Source organism: Dysgonomonas sp. 216, from assembly GCF_010501065.1.
Taxonomy (GTDB): Bacteria; Bacteroidota; Bacteroidia; order Bacteroidales; family Dysgonomonadaceae; genus QVMM01.
In genome coordinates, this window is record NZ_QVMM01000007.1 from 39,049 (window position 1) to 58,520 (window position 19,472).

The window sequence follows — 19,472 nt, forward strand, 5'->3', positions numbered from 1 at the left end:
TTATTTCAATTTTTTGTTTTTAATAAACTCGATACAATCGGCAAGCACCCTCGAACCCAGTAACTTTACAATTAACAGATACCCTCCCATGCCAACAACAACTTGTATAGCCAACAATAAATAAATATTATCTACAATGCGATTCAGAAAATAGAGCGGAGAAAATATGCAACAAGCAATAAACAAATAAGGAACAATGTCTTTTATTGCCTCTGTTAAACTGTACGAAATTTTTCTCCCTGTTGCATAAATGTTTACAACAAAAGCAACTATACTGGCAGTGCTGATGCCTGCAACCATAGCATATATGCCATAGTTAACCGAAACCAACAGAATAGCAATAGAAAGGATATTGCGAAAACCTTCTACCTTCAGCATCAATTTTGAATGCCCAAGCGATTGAGCCAACGAATTAGTTACATGATAAAGAGGGTATACCGATGCTCCTATAGCCAATATTTGAAGAATGGGCACCGATGGCAACCACTTTTCGGAAAGAATTATCAACACTATCGGTTCTGCCCCGATTGCTAATAAAATGATTGCAGGAAAAGCAATAAACGAAGATATTCTTATAATTTTTCTAAACACACGCTTTACACGCTCTCTCTCCTCGAGTTTCGACAACACAGGATACGCAACTCCTTGTATGCTGTTCCCTATTATTGATTGCAGAATTGAAGTAAGTTTATTAGCCTGTGTATAAAACCCAACTTTATCCATCAAATCTGTTTTACCTATAATAAGAGGATATATATTAGCCACAACCTGATTTAGCAAAGCCGTAACCAGCAAATTCATGCTGTAGCCTGTCATTTCTTTCAAACGGGCAAACGAGAAGCCTTCTTTAGGATACCACCTAACAAACATCCAAAGAAGTAAAGTTCTGATAAAAGTTTGCGCAACCAATTGTACAGCCAAACTCCAAACACCATAACCTTTAAAAGCCATTAACACGGCTATTGCACCCGAAATAATTCCTGCGATAAAAGTTATGCGTGTATTGGTTCTGAAATCTATTTCGCGTATCAGTATTACATTCTGAATAATAGCAAAAGCATTGAGCACAAAAGAAATAAAGATAATACGGGCCAATGGTGCTAGAAGAGGTATTTCGTAATAATCGGCTATAAACGGGGCACATAAAAACAGAACGATGTAAACCGTAATACTTATGGCAATATTGAAATAAAAAACCGAAGCATAATCTACCTCATCAATGTCTTTTTTTCGGATAAGGGCTGACGAAAAACCACTGTCTTGCAACAGTGTTGCCACTGCCGTAAAAACAGCAAGTAGCCCAACCAATCCGAATTCATCGGGTAGAAGCAAGCGTGCCAACACACACATGAAGCCAAGCTGAATAACTTGCTGTCCACCTTTATCAATAAAGTTCCAAAAAAGGGCCGACCCGGTTTTCTCTTTTAATGAATCGGACATTATTTGATCATTTTTTTGTTTTAAGAATAACTTCAGCTATCTCCAAATCGAAGGGAGTAGTAATCTTTATATTTGTTGTTTCGCCTTTAACCAGCGTTATCTCATGTCCATAAGATTCCACAACCGAAGCATCGTCCGTAAATGTACCTATATACCTCAGGTTATAAACTTTTCTTAGTAACTCCGAATCAAACACCTGAGGCGTTTGTACCATCCTTATTTTGCTGCGGTCTATTACACGGCTACGGGTACTGTCTATCATTTCGCGAAGGCTATCGGCACAATCAACAACGGGTATTACCGCTTTATGCACAGCAGCCGCTTCGAAAATGCGTTTTATTAAAGCAGGCGAAACCAAAGGTCGTGCTGCATCGTGAACACCTACCAGTCCCTTCTGCACCAACGACAACCCGCTTTTCACCGAGTGAAACCGGGTTTCTCCTCCTTCAACTATACTATGCTCTATCGTGAAAGAGTATTTTTCGCAGATTTCTTTCCAGTAATCCATATAATTGGCCGACAGCACAACTATAATGTTTATTTGCTGATCGTACTTGTAAAAGGCCTCAATAGTATGCATTAATACAGGCTTACCTCCTATTTCGAGAAACTGCTTAGGTAACTCGTGCCCCATTCGAAGTCCTTTGCCCCCTGCGACAATTATTATATTATTTTTTTGTGAAGACATATATTATAGTTTATTTAGTCTATTTTATCAAGTATTTTCTTGATTTCCTCGTCGGCCTTATGCAATTTATCCTTGCAGCTTTTTATAAGTACCGAAGCATTTTTTATTTCTTCCGACAATACATCCACATCAAGCTCGCCACTCTCTATGCGTTGCAATATAGCTTCAAGCTCCTGCATTGCTTCACTATATGTCTTTTCTTTTTTTGCCATATATTGGTATTATTAATTTTCAAAGATACAAAACATTTGTCTAATTGCACTCCGCGATTCTTTTGTTGCAAATTAAGACAAAACAGCGAGAGATATCATGTTTTCGAGACAACATAGTCAACAAGGTATTATCCCTATAATATTATTCTTTCCGGTATAGAATAAATCCTGCTAATTTTCGTTTTACTTATAAGTATTTGCCTACTTAGGTTTTAACAAAACTTGTTGTTATTTTCGGCTTCATTCACAATCAAATAAGTATATAATTATTACTTTTGCTATATAAGCTTTTGCAAAAAAACTATAGATATGGAATACAGATTTTGCGGAAATAGCGGGCTTAAACTCCCGATTCTCTCATTAGGACTTTGGCATAATTTCGGGGAGATAGACGATTACGAAAATTCCCGTCAAATGATTTGCCTTGCTTTCGAAAAGGGTATTACCCACTTCGATTTGGCCAATAACTACGGACCACCCCCCGGAAGTGCGGAAACAACATTCGGCAAAGTTCTGAGAAACGATTTGTCGGCATATCGCGACCAAATGATAATATCTTCAAAAGCAGGGCATCGTATGTGGGATGGTCCTTACGGAGATGGAGGCTCGCGCAAGATGATTATAGCCAGCATAAACCAAAGCCTGAAGCGCACAGGTCTCGATTATTTCGATATCTTTTACAGCCATCGTTACGACCCCGAAACTCCGTTGGAGGAAACAATGCTCGCGCTGGTTGATATTGTTCGTCAGGGAAAAGCTCTATATATAGGCTTATCTAAATATCCTTATGAAATAGCTAAGCAAGCCTTTGCTATACTAAAAGCCGAGAAAGTCCCCTGCCTTATTTATCAGGACAGGTATCATATGTTTGAACGAAAAATAGAATCGCAGATGTTAGGGCTTACGAAAAAAGAAGGAACAGGCTTTATATCGTTCTCTCCGCTTGCACAAGGCATACTTACCGATAAATACCTTTCGGGTATTCCGCAAAGTTCGAGAGCTGCAAAAGAAAGCGGATTTCTGAAGGCAGAGCAAATTACACCCGAAGTTATAGAAAAAGTAAAGGCTTTGAACGAAATAGCAAAACTTCGCAATCAGTCTTTAGCCCAAATGGCTTTGGCGTGGTGTCTACGTCCCGAACAAATGACTTCGGTTATTATTGGTACAAGTTCGCCTAAACAGCTATTAGATAATTTAAAAGCTACGGATAATCTTACCTTTTCGGTAGACGAATATTTACAAATAGACAAGATATTAACCAATTGAAAAATATGAAATTATATATTCCGGTTATACTTTTCCTAAGCACTTTATTATTTTCGTGTGGCGAGGAAGAGCTTGATTATACTATACCAAGAGCACGGGTATATTTTCGGGTCGAGCTAAGCGGCAGGGATAATGCACTCAAAAATCAGGGACATTACGAGGTTTTCACCGAAGGACGTGGTGATGGAGAATATATATATGTAGGCTATAGCGGGCTGATTATCTTTAATCATGGGCTGGACGACGATTATCCTTTAGCTGCATACGACCGATGCTGCCCTAATGAGGATAGTAAGACTATAACAGTTACTCCAAACACGCAGGGAAAAGCTGTATGTAATAAATGTAAATCTGAATTCAGCCTGTATACAGGACAATGTTTATCAGGGCCTGCCAAAGAACGGTTGCAAAGCTATCGTGTAAGGAGAGGTACATCGCAATACGAAGATTTTGTATTCTATAATTAATTTTTCGGGAAAATCCTTTGCGATAAAGGAAAACATTTATACATTTGCACTCGCTTTTGGCTTTTGACCGACTCAATGGAGTTTGATTATGGTTACCGAAAGTAAGAATATTGCGAAAGTAGCTCAGTTGGTAGAGCACGACCTTGCCAAGGTCGGGGTCGCGGGTTCGAATCCCGTCTTTCGCTCAAGGTCTGCCCGGATGGTGGAATGGTAGACACGCAAGACTTAAAATCTTGTGGCCATTATGGCTGTGCGGGTTCAAGTCCCGCTCCGGGTACATAAGGGGACTTAACAGTTTTTTCGCTGTTAAGTCCTTTTTCTTTTAGAATAAGTTCTTTGCGTTTCGGATTATAAATATGTTATAATAGTCGGGGAACGAAATATTGGAAAAATGTAACACTATTGTACTTTTGCATACATAAAGTTAGACACTAAAAATAGCGTTTGTGTCAAATCGCAACAAAGCGTCGACACAAAACAACGCACTATCTTTCAACAAACAAGATACAAAAACAAGCGTTTTTCACCCCTCTTGATTCAATATATGTCGGCGATATTCATCGGGCGTGAGCCCATAATATTCACGAAATTGGCGATAGAAAGTAGACCGTGAGCCGAATCCCGATTCGTAGCCAATACGCTCTACAGTTTCGGTGTTGTTCGTGTCGGATAATAATTCGCGTGCATGTCGCACTCTCTTATACGATATATATGCAGAATATGTTTGTCCATAATGTTCCAGTATAAGCATACGCAAATTTTTCTCGCTTATGTTGAGCCTCTCCTGAACATCTTTTCTCGATAGCTTGTTATCGGTGTATTGCCTGTTTTTGTCCATCAATTGCTGCAATGCTTCAAGCAATTGCCGGTCTGAGTGTTTCGTCAAGTCTTCGTCCATTGGCTGTAGTTCCTTTACTTGCTCTTCGAGTTGCCTGTTTCTTTTTACCAGAATATCTTGTTCCTGAAGTCGCAACACAAGTCTTTTGTTCTTGAAGTTTATCCGGCGGCTATTACGATATACCATTATTGCCAATACAACAATCAGTAATGCTACAAAGGCTATGGCAATAACTATACGCCGCGTAAATTGCAATTGCATACGATCTTCTCGGGCTTGCTGCTCTATGTGGTTCAGGTCGTATAAAATGCGTAACTCGTTTAACTGTAACTTATACTCGTTCCGGTTGTTTTCCTCCTGTCTTGTTATTGCTTCGGCATAGGCTTGCACAGCTTCGCTATGGCGGTTTAGGAGTGTCAACAGTTCGGCTTTCCGAGTAAGTACGCTGGGCAGGTCGGAGAGCAGTTCATATTGCCTCATAAGTTGCAGCATCTGTTCGTTGTGTATGTAGGCCTGCTGATACTCTTTTTGTTGCATGTGATAATTGATGTACATCTGATCGATCAACAAACGGAACGAAAGAGGATAGTCTTCGTTATACAATTCTTCTGTTTTGGCTATATGTTTTTTTGCTTGTTCTTGCCTATTCAGGTAAATATTTGCCTGAGCCAACAGGTATTCGGCAATGAAAATCGATTCGGCATCATTGCTTCCTTTATCTTTGTGCCGCAAGTCGATACAGATATACATAGAGTCAACATAAAGTATAGTTTGTTCGTACTTCTCAAGGCTTAAACTCATAAAAGCCAATTCCTGATAATTTTCAAGAGTCAGAGTAGAAGTTGCTCCGCCATCAGTTTGCCTTAATAACTCCAAACTTTCGAGCAAATAAGTAGCACTTTCGTCATACTGATTCATGTGTTTATGAGTGTTTGCTAATGCCGCTGTTGCCCGTGCCATATTAAGGTTATCGTTCAGTTCGTGAGCTTCGGAATACATTTGACGAGCTTTCGACAATGCCAAATTGAACATACCCTGATTGGCATAACGCTGTATAACGGTTTGCTGCACGACAAACATAAGACGATATTCTTTGTGTATGCGGGTAAATGCTTCAGCAGCTTCAGCAGCGTCAACAATGCTATCGTTATCGAATTGCGGATAGTAATATTCTACCATCTTAGCTTTTGCTATTGCCTGGTAGTAGACATCTTTTTGCCGCAGAGCTTCTTTTTCGAGTTCAATCACAAAAGCACGTCCTTTGAGGGGATTGATGTAAAAGTTTTGTTTTATGGAGTCGAGCAGGTCATTTATTTTTTGCTTGTCATTGTTTTCGGCATAACAATGACCTACAGTAAATGTCAATAACAATAAAAGGTAACGTATGTTAGTGTTTGCCATGCCCATCCTGTTTCTTAGATAGTACAAAGTTATTGAAAATATTATTAATAAAATTTCCGATTTATCTGAATTGTCGCAATATTTGTATCAATACAGCACCAATATGTTGCATTCTAGCTCTGTATGTTAATCATAAGCAGCAAGGAAAACACACAAATATTATCCGAAGACTTTGTTCCCGACAAAGAAATTAAGGGGCTAGCGCATCAGCGCTTGAATATTTTTTGACAAGTGCAGTTTTTTAGTTTACCATCTGTGTTAGCTACTCGTCGTACGACTCACAAACAACGTGGAATTTGATCTCTGTTTCCGTCATACCAATAGTTTGTCTCGAACTTCTGGATGAAGGTTTTGTACCCAAGTTCAGATTAAACGTATATCGCTTGCCCATTTCGAAAGCAAAATCGTCATCGAGTGTATAATTACCTACAGCTTCACTACCGGGTGTACCAACTATTTCATAGGATACGACGATTTCAAAATCGTTCACTGGCCTTTGAGAAAATACCATAGCTTGAGGGAGTACCATCAAGTTACCAACCTCTTTATAGTCTTCGCCTTGCGTTTCGAAAGGGTATTTTTGATACACAATATAATTTTTGCGGTCCAGACGTTCGTACCACAACCAGTTAGATGTTTCTTCGTCAGCCACACCTGTTATAAGTCCTTTACTAAATAAGTTGACTAGCTTTATTTCATTTATGCGAAATGTAACATTAGGATCGTGACTACATACCTGAAATACAACATTAGAAAGCGCATGCTGAAATTTGAGTTTGACCGGATTTTTTTTCTGATCTAAACTGCTAGCTACCATAAAGTCTTCTTGCTGCTGATAATTAGTGCTAACATCGTATTGGATGGTTATCTGATTTGTTGCATTATCTATATAAAACAAATCAGAATTTACTCCCGACGATATTGCCGGGCTGTAAGCAAAAAAACTAACCGAACCGTATCCCGGAAAATATCTTATTGGTGAATAAACCCAGCTGTCTCCTTGTTTTTCGACCAACTGATTGCTCATGAACGATTCGTAGACTCCTGTTTCTTTTTCCCAGATAGCCGATACACGAAAATATTGCATATTGTCGGTCACGGCTTTTGCGGCACGCAAATTTGACGTTGAACAATCGAACGCAATGGCATTTTCGCCCATTCCATTGTCTATGTCGTTATCGTCTTTAGAGCATCCGGCAAAAAATAGAACTATCAGGAGAGAGAAAATCATCCTCCCGATATTTAGCCTGTATTTGTTGTTCGTTTGCATGTTTTTGCGTGACTTTTATTTTTTTTATTAGTAGCCGGAAGGGGACATTCAACCCCTTCCGGCTTATAGATTCTACACCATTCTAATTAAAAAGGAAGGCATAGGGTGAGGCAAATTATGGAGTTGGAACTGGTTTTATTTGTGTTCCATCAACTGTTTTAATAATGTTCACAAGTCCTTTGTCACCAGCGTTTGAATGTATGTTCACTATATTATTAGCGTTTAAATAAGCTTGAGTACATCCATCCCAAACAGTCAAAACATTTATTGTGTAAGCATAACGTATATTCATCATTTTGATATTCTTACTGTCTGATATATCAAAATTGTTTATCACATAAACATCCGAGCCGGAACCAGGTGAAACGGTTTCATATCTTTCTAAAGCAGTATTTCCTTTTGCATTTAGCAAACCTGTTCCGGAAACGCCTGTTCCTTTTCTAACAGAACTCTTCTCAAAGTTAAACGTTTTCAGCAATGTGTTGTTTGAGATATCCAGGTTCTCGAAAGTAGAATTTGATATAGAAAGAGTTACAAACTTATTATTCGACAAGTTAAGATTAGTCATTTTACCCGAAGTCATGGTAAAGGTAGTCAAACTACAATTTGACAAATCTAAGTCAAATTTAGCAGGACTAGCACCATTAATAGTCACACCGGAAAGATCTACTGCAATTAACGAAGGATTGTTTGATAAATTCAAATCACCATCTATTTTAGTAGTTGAAGCGAAAGTTAAAGCATCGAGTTTATTGTTGTTCGATGCATCCAATGATGTAAACGTATTGTTTCCAGAGAACGCTAGTTTTGCAAGAGTACCATTCAGCAAGTTCACGTCACCAAGTGTAGAACCATTAATAGCCACTTCGGTAATCAATGGATTTTTAGATATGTCTAAGTCTCCACCACCGGTAACATTATTAAGCGTAAGTTTAGTAACTCCCTTGAAGTATTCGATACCTTTGAACCCAAAGTCGCCAGTAGCAACCAACTCTTCTGTTACAGAAGCTATATCTGCTGCAGTTACCATATTGTTGTTTGTCGGGTCAAACGCAGAGTTTGCTTTCTTCGCCAATTCATTACTGATAAGTGGTGCATAGTTATCCAATTCAGGAATATATTGGTCAGGAGTATCGCTCCAAGGGCTTACACCAACTTCGAAGCTTACTTCACCACTAACGTCTTCACCAAAGCCAAGATAGAAGTTGTATTGGCGTCCCATCTCGAACGTAATACCTTTGTTTTTTCCATTAATATCTTTTACTGCAAAATATTTCACTTCCGGAGCAGCTGCGCTTCCTGCATAATAGATATCATCAACAAATGCTTTGTAAGCTACTTTGATTGCAAATTCGCCTGAAGCAGGAGCTGTTTTACCTGTTCCATTTGTAGAGATTTTTGTTGCTTGTGGCAATACTAACATAGCACCTGTTTTACCCAATATAGATTTATATTCGTTAAGCAAGTAGATAGGAGAAGCACCCATATCCACAGCATAATCGACCGGAGTTTCCTGATCTTTCCAAAGTACAAATGCATCAGAACCATAAGCCAATGTACCCGATTCTGCAATAGAGTCGTTGCTGATATCCAAGGTTCCTGTTTGGTTCAACTGCAATAATTCTACACTTTCGATAGTATAAGTTATATTCTTCTGAGAAGTTTTAGCGAAGAACATAACGCGCGAAAGAGCGTGGTGGAAATTCAATTTAACGGTTCCTGAGTTTTTGTTCTGCTTTTTAATTTGGGCAACCAAGAAGTCTTCCTGTGCATTTGTTTCGTCAATTTCAGGAACTGTGTATTTCAGAAGAGATGTTCCTGGCACAAAATCTGTAAGTCCCAGGCCTGTACTTATAGTTAAGTTCTTAGAAGAAGATGGACTATAGGCAAGAAAGTCTACAGTTCCGTCTGTAGGCCAATAACGTTTTGGCGTATAAGCCCAACTGTCATTTTCACCTCTTGTAATGCCAAATGCATTGAACAGGTAATCGTTATCCATACTCTTGATACCAGTAACAGTAAAGCTTAGGATATTGTCTCCATTGGTAATAGCTGCACGCAGGTTAGATGACTTATCCGTTAGTGTACGAAATTCTATAGCATCGCTTGTGCCATTGTCTACAAAGCCTAAATCTTCATCGTTGGAACAAGATGCCAACGTAAGAGCAATTGTTGCAATAAATAAAAATAATTTTTTCATTTTGTCAAGTTTTAATTTATTAAATAATTAGTGTAATATTAATATTTGGGTTTTATAAATAGACATCAACATTGTCCCATTCTCCAACCCCGATTTCAAATCCTCCTCCAGCGCCGGGATTTTCCCCGGGTTCGGGTATTTCGGGTATTTCATCTTTGTTTTCTATAAGAATGTCATACCCATCCCTTTGCAATTTAGCTTCCCTATCATCCATCGACTCACTTATCTGACCTGATACGTCCCAATAAGCCGTGTAATATCCATTTATCTTAGATAGTATTTCTATCGTAAACCTGTTCGTGTATGGATACACAGGTCCAAAAGTGTAGAAAGAACCTTCAATATATCCCATTCCACTTTCGTCGACTCCTATAGTTGAATTATCAAATAAAACAGTCGAACGTTCAGTGGTCAGCTTATCTGTTTTGAAAAAATATGTCGCAGCCATTCCGGATATAGCACCCCGTGCTTCTGCTATATTTTTCGTTCCCAATATCCCATTAATCCTGTATGTGAACTCACGAAGTATATTTTTAGGATAGAAGTTAAGAATCAGAAAATCTTCGCATTCGTCACAAAATATGACATCGAACGTTTCTTGCCACGAGTGTACAAAGAAATCTCCTCTAGGATCTATCACCGTTTTCTCACCTGATATAGGCGTGGCTTTAGTGTTGTAAGTTTGGCGCGAAGTTTCGGCGCAATAAGCCTGAAAAGACTCAAGTGTGGTTTCGTTTCTAAAACTTACGTTCGAATTATTATCGTAGCATAACGGAATATAAGACGCATTAGCGACCAGCTTTATCATTTTTTCGCCGCTGACCGAGATGTTATCCCTTCCGTAATCTATTACTCCACTGGTTTGTGAAAAAATATTCATTCGCATGGAACGGGCATCCGATTGTTTTTCCCAATTGACAACCACTTTGATGCCTACATCTCCTTTTCCGCATATTCCTTCGTCACACAGGCTCTTGTTTTCACAAGCAACTGCAACGAAAATCAGCACAAGCAGGAACAAAAATCTTCTCATCGCTGGTCCTCCTTTCCTTTATTTTTGTTGAATATGTTCCCTATTAACCATACCAGCGAAATATTGGCCTTCGTTAATCCTATATAACTTCTTTGATGAGTGCTTTGCCAAGGGAATATACATTCTTCACATGCTCCGACTGTATATTTGTGATACCTTCCACCCAAATAGCCAACTCCAAGTCCAAATTCGAGATTGAATCGTTTGGCAATGGGCATAGCATACCCGAATGTTAATCCACCCGAATAGCTCCAGTTACTCAATTGTCCTTCATCACTATTCTTTTCTGTAAACAACCGAATGTCGTACGTTCCTCCATATCCATATGCTCCGACAAACCAACCGTTTAGGGGATTCCCAGTTCTGTTTCCAAACCATCGACGCAATTCAACGCCTGCTATCTGTATGCGATGATAATAATAGCTATTAGCATTGGTATTCCACCACGACCAATTGCCTTCTATTCCTACCGACCAATTGTAGTTATGCCCAAAGGGAATCTCTATTGCCAAATTGGGTAATAATGCGGCATCGTAAATCAGATTGTTTTTGATTGCCATAACAAACGACCTTTTGACCTTTGGAGGGCATATAGTATCGGTACGAAGTATTTCTTTTTCTACAAAAACCGTATCAACGCGATGTACCTCAACCGTGTCGGTTCTTACCAATCCTAGCGCAAACCTTTCTCCTTTTTTAAAGTAGATAGTTCCGGTTACGCTTTCTCGCAAATATGGTAATATATTTTTTAATAGGTATGAATATACTTTTCCGTTGTTTAGCTTTTTTATCCATGCCTTTTGTTTTTCCCGTTTTAAGCCGCTATTAAGAATCGAGAGTAATTCGTGACGATAAGGAACATTCTCGTTTTTTTCTATCATCATAATAAGGCCATCCCAGTCTTCGTCTCCCGAAAGAGTTACGATCTGGTTTCCTTTTATTTCGGGATATTTTTGTTTAATGTAATTTTTGAGAGAAAGAGCTCTTGCTTCGGCCAGACGTTGATTATTTCGAAAAGGCCCTTCCGGCGAAGCTCTTCCTGTGATAACTATGAAGTCTCCATCTTCTATCGGATTATCCTTAAATACTTCGTCGATAATATTTAGTGCTTTGGCATTTTCTAAATAATTTCTATCAATTACCGTTTTGTTTACACGATAATGAATGCGCACTGTTTTTGAGAAAGAAGAATCCCTAACTTGTTTTGTTTCCTCGTTTGCATATGTAGACACATCAACAAGCTCACTGCCCGAAACGGCTGTCGAAGCATTCAAAGCCCCCGCAGCGTATATAATTCCACACCAAAACAAGAATATTCTCAAGGGTTGTAGAATCTTGAATTTTGAAAAATCTGTTATTTTAATAGACGTAATGAATTTGAACTCTAATTTATATAATGATACGCAAAGTTAGAAAATATAAAATTAATGGCAAAAAAGTTTTTGGGAAAATAAATTCTATTAATATATTATTAGGTTATTTTACAATTTCACCTCCCTTCCCCCTATTCTGTAATGCCAGAAGCCCACCTTAACTATTTCTTTTACCAGCCTATATTTTTGTCGAAAACAATTTAAAATATCACGCCAACTCAGCTTTAACTCATTTTAACAACTATGATTATACACAACATTTTTAAATAAAACTTCAATTATTACCTATAAACCTCCTCTTTTTTTAATGCAAGAGGCAGCTATTAATATATAGCTGCCTCTATTTTATGAATCCTTTTATAAAGGATATGAGCTTCTAACTTTTAATCTTGAGGAATTACACGCTTAATACTTCCATCAGCGTTAAATTCCATTTTATCGATACATACCTCACGGAATACTCCCGGATAAGGTTTAGTTATACCATCAGGACGAGAAATACGATGATACACTATATACCATTCGTCGGTACCCGGCACTTGCAAAATTGAATTGTGGCCTGTTCCATAAATCCCTCTCGATTCATCTTTCATTATCACTATATTGTCAGAAGGTATAGTTAACGGACCAAGTGGCGACTTCGCTGTTGCGTAACGCACTTTATAGTTAGGGCTACCGGTATCATCCTGCGACCAAAGGAAATAATATAATCCGTTGCGATAAAAAACATAAACACCTTCTCGGAACGTTTTGTCTGGAGTCATTTCTCTTACAGTTTTCTTCTTAACCGAGGTCATATCTTTATTCAACTCAGCTGCAGCCATAAAACCATTCCCCCAATAAAGATAACTTTTTCCTGTTTTTGGATCTGTAAATACATCAGGATCGATCTCCTGCCCTCTGTTTACTCCTTCAGGTTTAAAATCGATAAGAGGCTTACCCGAATCAACAAACGGACCAGCAGGATCGTCGGCAACTGCTACTCCAATTTTTTTAGGCTGACCAGACTTTCCTGCGCTAAAATAATAGTAATATTTATATTTATTCTTTCCTACTTTTTTCTCTATAATACAAGGAGCCCAAGCATTGCCTTCGGCCCATGACACATCCTTTTTCACGTCAAGAATAATACCTTCTTCTTTCCAATCTTTAAGGTTGTCTGATGAGTATGTTTTGAAATAATAGCCACCCCAGCCATGAAAACCGTCGCTGGTTGGATAAAGGTAATATTTTTTATTTTTCTCGGAATATAAAATTTCAGGGTCTGCATAATATCCTTCAATAACAGGATTTTTATCTTTAGACATTTCGAAACCTTCGGGAACACCCCATTTGGCAGTAACAGCTGCAAGCTCGTGACGAGTCAAAGGTATAATTGATCCATGACGGGGATGAAAGTTCATCGATATTTCTTTATCTATAACCTTGAAAACATCAAGGTCTTTACTTTCGCAGAACTGATATTTCCCTTTCATATACACATCGTACATCAGAATATAAGTGTCACTGTTGATTAATTTAAAAACACTAGAACCCTCAACAGCATCACGGGTTTGTTGTTTGTAACCGGGTTGTTCAACCCACTTACCCGATGCTAACGAGTCTGTAATAGCAAGCCTAAGACCATTTCCATGCCCTTCGGTTTTATAGAACATATAGTAAAGTCCGTTTTTTCTTACAATATCCCCATCAATACACGACTTTCCATTTTTAGGAAGAAACAAAACTTTTGGATCTCCTTCAATATCAGTGAAATCGTCGTTAGTATATGCATAATAAATAATATCAGGACCATTTCCATGTTTCATCGACCAGTACACCATGTACTTCTTAACATCAGGATCGTAAACAGTTTGAGGAGCCCACACACGCTTAAGATCTTCTTGCCCCGCATATTTTTTTTGAATATTTATTACGCTTGAAGTCCAATTCACCAAATCGGTTGATTTAAGTAGTATCATTGCCCTGTTCGAATCCCAACCTTTCGAAGAAGTCATATCTGTTAAAACCATATAAAATGTTTTTCCATCTTCTCCTCTCAGTATATGAGGGTCACGAACACCTCCTGTTGAACTTATTTTTTTAGAATCAATTACCGGATTGTTGTTATTTAACGACAAATAATTGTAACCATCGCGACTTACTGCATAACAAACAGCTTCATCTTCCACACTATTACCTTTAAAATAGGCGAACAAATAGGCTACAAAATCTTTTTCAGCAGGCCCCGACTTATACTCCTGCGCACAAATCGGCAATGCCATTAAAGCTACTAATAAAAATAATAACGTCTGCTTTTTTCTTCTCATGGTGTTTTAATAATGATTTTAGTGTATTTATTAACTTATATATTTATGTATCAGACCAGTTCTGAATAAATGTACATGTTACATTTATCAGTAAAGATAATTATTTTTTTTAAACAAACAGACTGATTAGTTTCATTTGTAAACATATGTGCATTTTATCCTGTATTTTGGTAAATTCATACACCTTTTATACCCTTTCTATCTTCTATTTTCACATCGAGAAGACTCATTTACAATACACCTTGAAAATAAAATTGCCTCTATTATTGTTGATAATTGTTACAGCTTCAATATTCAGCAATAAATACAGGCTCAGATAACCAACAAAACAAGCCTTGAGACATTAAAACATCCTTTCTTATTCTTCGTTTACACCAATTTATCAGCGTAATTTATTCTTTTCAAAATAAGAGGCCGATATCAATGCAAAAAATATAAGCCCTATTATAATCAAGACTGCACATAGGGCAAACAGCCATCCAAAACTAAGACGCTCGATAATGGCTCCTCCGGCAGCAATGCCTAACCCTATACCCATATCCCAAAAACTAAAATAAGTTGCATTAGCAGTTCCACGCTGATTATGCCGTGCCAGATTTATAAGCATACTTTGGAACGCAGGATTAATATGTCCGTATCCGGCACCTAATGTTAGTGCAACCACGTAAAACGTTAACTGATTAGAGCATACCGCAAACAATACGTATGTTATTATCAACAGAATACTTCCCACGTAAATAGTACGCACAATTTTTCCATTATTTATTGCTTTTGCCGAAAACAAACGGGCCAATACAATTCCAACCGACAATACCATAAAGAACAATCCTGCACTACTTGTAAAAGTTGTTTGATCGGTATATAATCCTATAAAATTCGATATAATCCCGTAACCTACCCCCGATAGTAAAAGAAGCACAACACAAGGCAAAGCTTTTAGTAAAATAAAACGGTCCCACGACAAAGGAGGTTTTTCGACCATACCTATGTGATCTTTTTTTATAGGTGTAATAAAAACTATTGTCAGAAACCCTAACAAACTAACACCAAAGGCAGAAAGAAATATAACATCGAACGAATGATTTTCGTAAAGCCACAAACCCAATACAGGCCCTATCGCCATAGCTATATTGGCTGCCATTCCAAAATACCCAATGCCCTCCCCTCTTCGCTCCGAAGGCATTATATCAACAGCAACCGTACTGCCACTAACAGTACTTATTCCAAACGCAAAACCATGCAACACACGAAAAATAATAAATAACACTAAAGTTGCAGCAACCACATAACTGGCAAACATGACACAAAAGAAAGCGTAACAAACCAAATATAATGGTTTACGACTGAATGTATCTACCAAAAAACCCGAAAAAGGACGGACAACCAAAGCCGCAATAGTATAAAGCGACAAAACAACCCCCGCAATTGATTCACTCGTTCCAATATTTTCAATTAAATAAAACGGCAAAACGGGAACCAACATGTAAAACGAGAAAAACAGTAAAAGATTGGACAAAAAAGCCATGACAAAATCGCGTGTCCATAAAGGTGGACGCTTACATTCAATATCACTCATTTTTATATTATTATATATTATCTGACAAAAGTTTTTTTAACATCAGTCTAAAGGTTCCTTCATCTATATTCATAAAAAAATTCGAATTCACTCCTTCCGTTATTTTTTTCGCCTCCAAAGCTCTTTTTTCTCCTGCTATTGTTAAATTAAGCATCCATGCCCTACTATCGCCCGGATGACTGTTTCTCTCTATCAAACCTTTTGCCAACAAAGTTTTCACAACATTTGATACCATCGCTTTATCCAAATGACGCTCTAATACTATGCATTGTTGGGTAACTGCATGGTTTTCTTCGCTAAGTTCGAGTACACCGGCTAAAACAACAAATTGCATATAAGTAAGATCGAGGCACTTCAATGCCGAATTCAATATCCGCTGTTTCAATAACGAAACTTGCATTAAAAGATATCCTAATTGCTCATCGGGTTTATCAATTCTATTACTATTCATTCTTAATAAAAACGCGCAAATTTAGTTTACATACAAACTAAATACAAATTATTTCCTATTTTAGTACAAAATAATTAATCAAATCCCTTTACAGAACTATAACATACAATATTTATTATTACATTTGGTCTTAACAAAGCAATACTTTGATTAACTATAAAAAGCTAAAGAATAATATTCATTCAGAGAAAGTTAATCCGAAACAGACACTCTTAAACCTTATTCTATTAACATGAAAAGATTATTCGTAACCTTATTTACCGCCCTCTGTTTTATAATACCCGGACAATCACAAAATCAAACCGACTCCATTAAACGTGCACTAGTCGATTTATACGCACAGATAGTTGTTTTCCCTCAAGAAAAAATCTATTTACAAACCGATAGGCCTTATTACATGAATGGCGAAAAAATGCATTTCAGAGCATATATTATACATGCTTCGACAAATAAACCTGCTTATATAAGCCGCTATATTTATGTCGAATTATTAGCTCCGAACAACACACTTGCAGTTCGCCAGCAGATACGAATGGAGGACGATAATATGTTTTATGGACATCTGGAACTTCCCGAATCGTTGCCTGAAGGGAATTATACATTAAGAGCATATACGCGCTATATGGAAAATCTGGATGAATCTCAATTTTATACCCGCCCCGTATTTATTATAGACCCAAACTCGGCTAAGGCTGAAATTGAAACAAATTTTGAGTTTGTTGGCACAAAGCAGGTCAATGTAGGCATGCGATTTCGGGATGTACACACTAAAGAAATACTGTATCCAAACTATGTAGAGTTACAACTAGGCCAAAATGACAAGAGTACAAGAGTAGAGCCAAACGAAGAAGGTTGGATTTATAAAAAGTTCAACCTAAAAGATGAAGATACTGAAAGATGCCTATCATTAGAATACCGAGCCGAATATAACTCTTTCAAAAAATATATAAGAATCCCTTATAACAGCAAAAAGCCCGAAATCGGCTTCTATCCGGAAGGAGGAAATTTAATTGCGGAACAAGAAAATAAAGTCGCATTTAAAGCCCTTTTGCCTGATGGAGAAACAGCAGATATAAAAGGAGCGATATTTAATTCGCAAAACGAACAATTAACAACTTTTGCTAGTACTCATGAAGGAATGGGAGTGTTCAACTTCATTCCACATCAAGGAGAAACATATTATGCCGAATGCAATTATGAAAATCAATCTATAAAAATAAATTTACCCGAAATCAGATCAAATACTTATAACCTGCAAGCATTGTGGGAAGGCGACAGTTTATCGGTATCTGTATGCAAACCCGAAGAATCTCCAGCCGAAGAACTTTATTTGCTGATCCATCGCCAAGGTGTACCTCTATACTTCAAAGAGTGGAATCTTTCAGACACAAACAAAAAATGGGCTAAGAATAAACTCCCAACAGGAGTAACTCATTTAATGCTTCTCTCTGGCAATTTCACTCCAGTCAGCGAACGCTTAATATTCAACTATGTAAAAGATGATATAAATATAAACATTCAGACGCCTAAAAACACATACGTGCGAAGAGAACACGTTAAATTAAATATTGACTTAGTTAATCAGCCCATAGATACTATTCCTTCAACTTTTGCAATTTCAGTTACGGACGATAGAGACGTAAAGTTAGACACAACAACCAATCTTATGTCCGAAATAATGTTGGCATCTGAATTAAAAGGCAGAATAAACAATCCTAAATGGTATTTTCAGGACAATAAAGAAGCAGAACAAGCCGCCGATTTACTTATGCTCACACATGGATGGAGGCGTTACCATATAACCGAAGCAATACAACGAAACTTACAAAAACCTGCTATAAAACCTGAGATTACACAGGCTTTTTCGGGTGTACTGAAAAAACCTTCGGGTAAGTTGGCAAAAAAAGGAAAAATAAAAATAACTGCTGTCGGATATCATTTTTCCGAAGCATACGAAGTAGATGAAAAAGCTCGTTATTTATTCGACAACTTCGAATTCCCCGATAGTACTGCTTATTTCTTTCTTGCGGTAACTGATAAAAACAAGCCCGAAGTTGAAATACACCTCGACCCAATTAAATATCCCAACATTACGAATCTTCAAATACATGAAGAAGATCTATCCAAAAAAATTTCAAACGACGAATTCGACGAATACATAACTAAAGCTAACGGAAAATATATATTAGAAAATGGCATGCGTTTGATAGATCTACCGGAAATAACTATTCAAACAAAAGATAAACGTAATACAAAAAGATTGAAGAACAGCACCCCAGTACCTCCCGACAGGTTAATTACCTCCGAAAACATAGAAGAAAATCCACCAACTTCTTTCGAAGAATTATTCCTACGAATGCCTACTATCACAAACGTATCTGATAATGAAGGCGTAATTGTTCGGGGAACACCTGCTAAATTTGTATTAAACGGTATAAATTTAAATTGTAGTTATTCGGAATTAAGCAACCTTGTAAATGTAAACGATATAGCTCAGGTAGATTTATACACCGAAGCAGGTAAAACTTTAGTCTTCTCTTCGAACAGTGCTCCCGTAATAGCACTTACAACGTGGCCTCCGGGCATGAGAGCAAAAGCAAGTACACCTACTAATACCAAGCTCATCTTACCATTAGGATATCAACAGTATGTTGAATTTTATTCTCCAAAATATGATACGCAAGAAAAGTTGGACGACTCAACACCCGATTTACGAAGTACAATTTATTGGAAACCTAACATTATAGCAGATAGTAACAATAAAGCATCAGTGGATTTTTATACAGCTGATGACAAAACAACTTATTCTATAGTTATAGAAGGAATTACAAAAAACAAGAATTTCATCTATGAAAGAAAAGATGCCTTTATTAAAGTTGAATAATAAGTACTCAGGCTAAAAAAATAGCGTACTATAAAAAAACAGTACGCTATTTCTTATTAAATTA

Annotated in this window: 14 protein-coding genes and 2 tRNA genes; 5 read left to right on the forward strand and 11 right to left on the reverse strand. The window is 37.5% G+C overall.

Annotated elements, in window-relative coordinates; translation table 11 throughout:
• Genes D0T53_RS05605 through xseB form a run of 3 tightly spaced genes read right to left on the reverse strand, consistent with a single transcriptional unit; the run spans window position 1 to window position 2,340 of the window.
• The gene (locus D0T53_RS05605; protein WP_163265930.1) at window positions 1-1,440 is read right to left on the reverse strand and encodes a lipopolysaccharide biosynthesis protein; all 1,440 of its coding nucleotides are present in this window, start codon (window positions 1,438-1,440) and stop codon (window positions 1-3) included.
• Between the two features lie 7 nt (window positions 1,441-1,447).
• The gene (locus D0T53_RS05610) at window positions 1,448-2,128 is read right to left on the reverse strand and encodes a 2-C-methyl-D-erythritol 4-phosphate cytidylyltransferase (RefSeq protein WP_163265932.1); all 681 of its coding nucleotides are present in this window, start codon (window positions 2,126-2,128) and stop codon (window positions 1,448-1,450) included.
• Window positions 2,129-2,142: 14 nt separating this feature from the next.
• Window positions 2,143-2,340: an exodeoxyribonuclease VII small subunit gene (xseB, locus tag D0T53_RS05615; protein ID WP_163265934.1), complete on the reverse strand. Its 198-nt coding sequence runs from the start codon at window positions 2,338-2,340 to the stop codon at window positions 2,143-2,145.
• Window positions 2,341-2,649: 309 nt separating this feature from the next.
• Here xseB and D0T53_RS05620 point away from each other — a divergent pair, with 309 nt between their 5' ends.
• The 4 genes from D0T53_RS05620 (at window position 2,650) to D0T53_RS05635 (ending at window position 4,350) form a co-directional block, all read left to right on the forward strand.
• Window positions 2,650-3,606, forward strand: a complete 957-nt coding sequence (locus D0T53_RS05620) for an aldo/keto reductase (RefSeq protein ID WP_163265936.1) — start codon at window positions 2,650-2,652, stop codon at window positions 3,604-3,606.
• Window positions 3,607-3,611: 5 nt separating this feature from the next.
• Window positions 3,612-4,073: a hypothetical protein gene (locus D0T53_RS05625; RefSeq protein ID WP_163265938.1), complete on the forward strand. Its 462-nt coding sequence runs from the start codon at window positions 3,612-3,614 to the stop codon at window positions 4,071-4,073.
• A gap of 112 nt (window positions 4,074-4,185) precedes the next feature.
• A tRNA-Gly gene (locus tag D0T53_RS05630) sits at window positions 4,186-4,258 on the forward strand.
• 8 nt (window positions 4,259-4,266) lie between these two features.
• Window positions 4,267-4,350, forward strand: a tRNA-Leu gene (locus D0T53_RS05635).
• Between the two features lie 246 nt (window positions 4,351-4,596).
• Here D0T53_RS05635 and D0T53_RS05640 read toward each other — a convergent pair.
• The 8 genes from D0T53_RS05640 to D0T53_RS05675 all read right to left on the reverse strand — a co-directional run bounded on the left by D0T53_RS05640 (window position 4,597) and on the right by D0T53_RS05675 (window position 16,524).
• Window positions 4,597-6,312, reverse strand: coding sequence for a helix-turn-helix transcriptional regulator (locus tag D0T53_RS05640; RefSeq protein ID WP_163265940.1), 1,716 nt, complete (start codon window positions 6,310-6,312; stop codon window positions 4,597-4,599).
• 262 nt (window positions 6,313-6,574) lie between these two features.
• Window positions 6,575-7,582, reverse strand: a complete 1,008-nt coding sequence (locus tag D0T53_RS05645) for a fimbrillin family protein (RefSeq protein WP_163265942.1) — start codon at window positions 7,580-7,582, stop codon at window positions 6,575-6,577.
• 115 nt (window positions 7,583-7,697) lie between these two features.
• On the reverse strand, window positions 7,698-9,782 hold the full coding sequence (locus tag D0T53_RS05650; protein WP_163265944.1) for a fimbrillin family protein: 2,085 nt from the start codon (window positions 9,780-9,782) through the stop codon (window positions 7,698-7,700).
• Window positions 9,783-9,834: 52 nt separating this feature from the next.
• The gene (locus D0T53_RS05655; RefSeq protein ID WP_163265946.1) at window positions 9,835-10,815 is read right to left on the reverse strand and encodes a DUF5119 domain-containing protein; all 981 of its coding nucleotides are present in this window, start codon (window positions 10,813-10,815) and stop codon (window positions 9,835-9,837) included.
• Complete coding sequence (locus D0T53_RS05660) at window positions 10,812-12,137, reverse strand: DUF3575 domain-containing protein (RefSeq protein ID WP_163265948.1); 1,326 nt, start codon at window positions 12,135-12,137, stop codon at window positions 10,812-10,814. Before D0T53_RS05660 ends, D0T53_RS05655 begins: the two co-directional genes overlap by 4 nt.
• A gap of 434 nt (window positions 12,138-12,571) precedes the next feature.
• Window positions 12,572-14,497 carry a family 43 glycosylhydrolase gene (locus D0T53_RS05665; RefSeq protein WP_163265950.1) on the reverse strand — a complete coding sequence of 642 codons (1,926 nt, stop codon included), beginning with the start codon at window positions 14,495-14,497 and terminating at the stop codon, window positions 12,572-12,574.
• A gap of 382 nt (window positions 14,498-14,879) precedes the next feature.
• A complete protein-coding gene (locus D0T53_RS05670; RefSeq protein WP_163265952.1) occupies window positions 14,880-16,073 on the reverse strand; it encodes an MFS transporter in 1,194 nt (397 codons plus the stop codon).
• A gap of 10 nt (window positions 16,074-16,083) precedes the next feature.
• Window positions 16,084-16,524 (reverse strand): MarR family winged helix-turn-helix transcriptional regulator, encoded by a 441-nt coding sequence (locus tag D0T53_RS05675; protein ID WP_163265954.1) that lies wholly within the window; start codon window positions 16,522-16,524, stop codon window positions 16,084-16,086.
• 232 nt (window positions 16,525-16,756) lie between these two features.
• On the opposite strand from D0T53_RS05675, the gene D0T53_RS05680 reads away from it, so the two are divergent.
• Window positions 16,757-19,408 carry a Plug domain-containing protein gene (locus tag D0T53_RS05680; protein ID WP_163265956.1) on the forward strand — a complete coding sequence of 884 codons (2,652 nt, stop codon included), beginning with the start codon at window positions 16,757-16,759 and terminating at the stop codon, window positions 19,406-19,408.
• Window positions 19,409-19,472 lie beyond the last annotated feature (64 nt).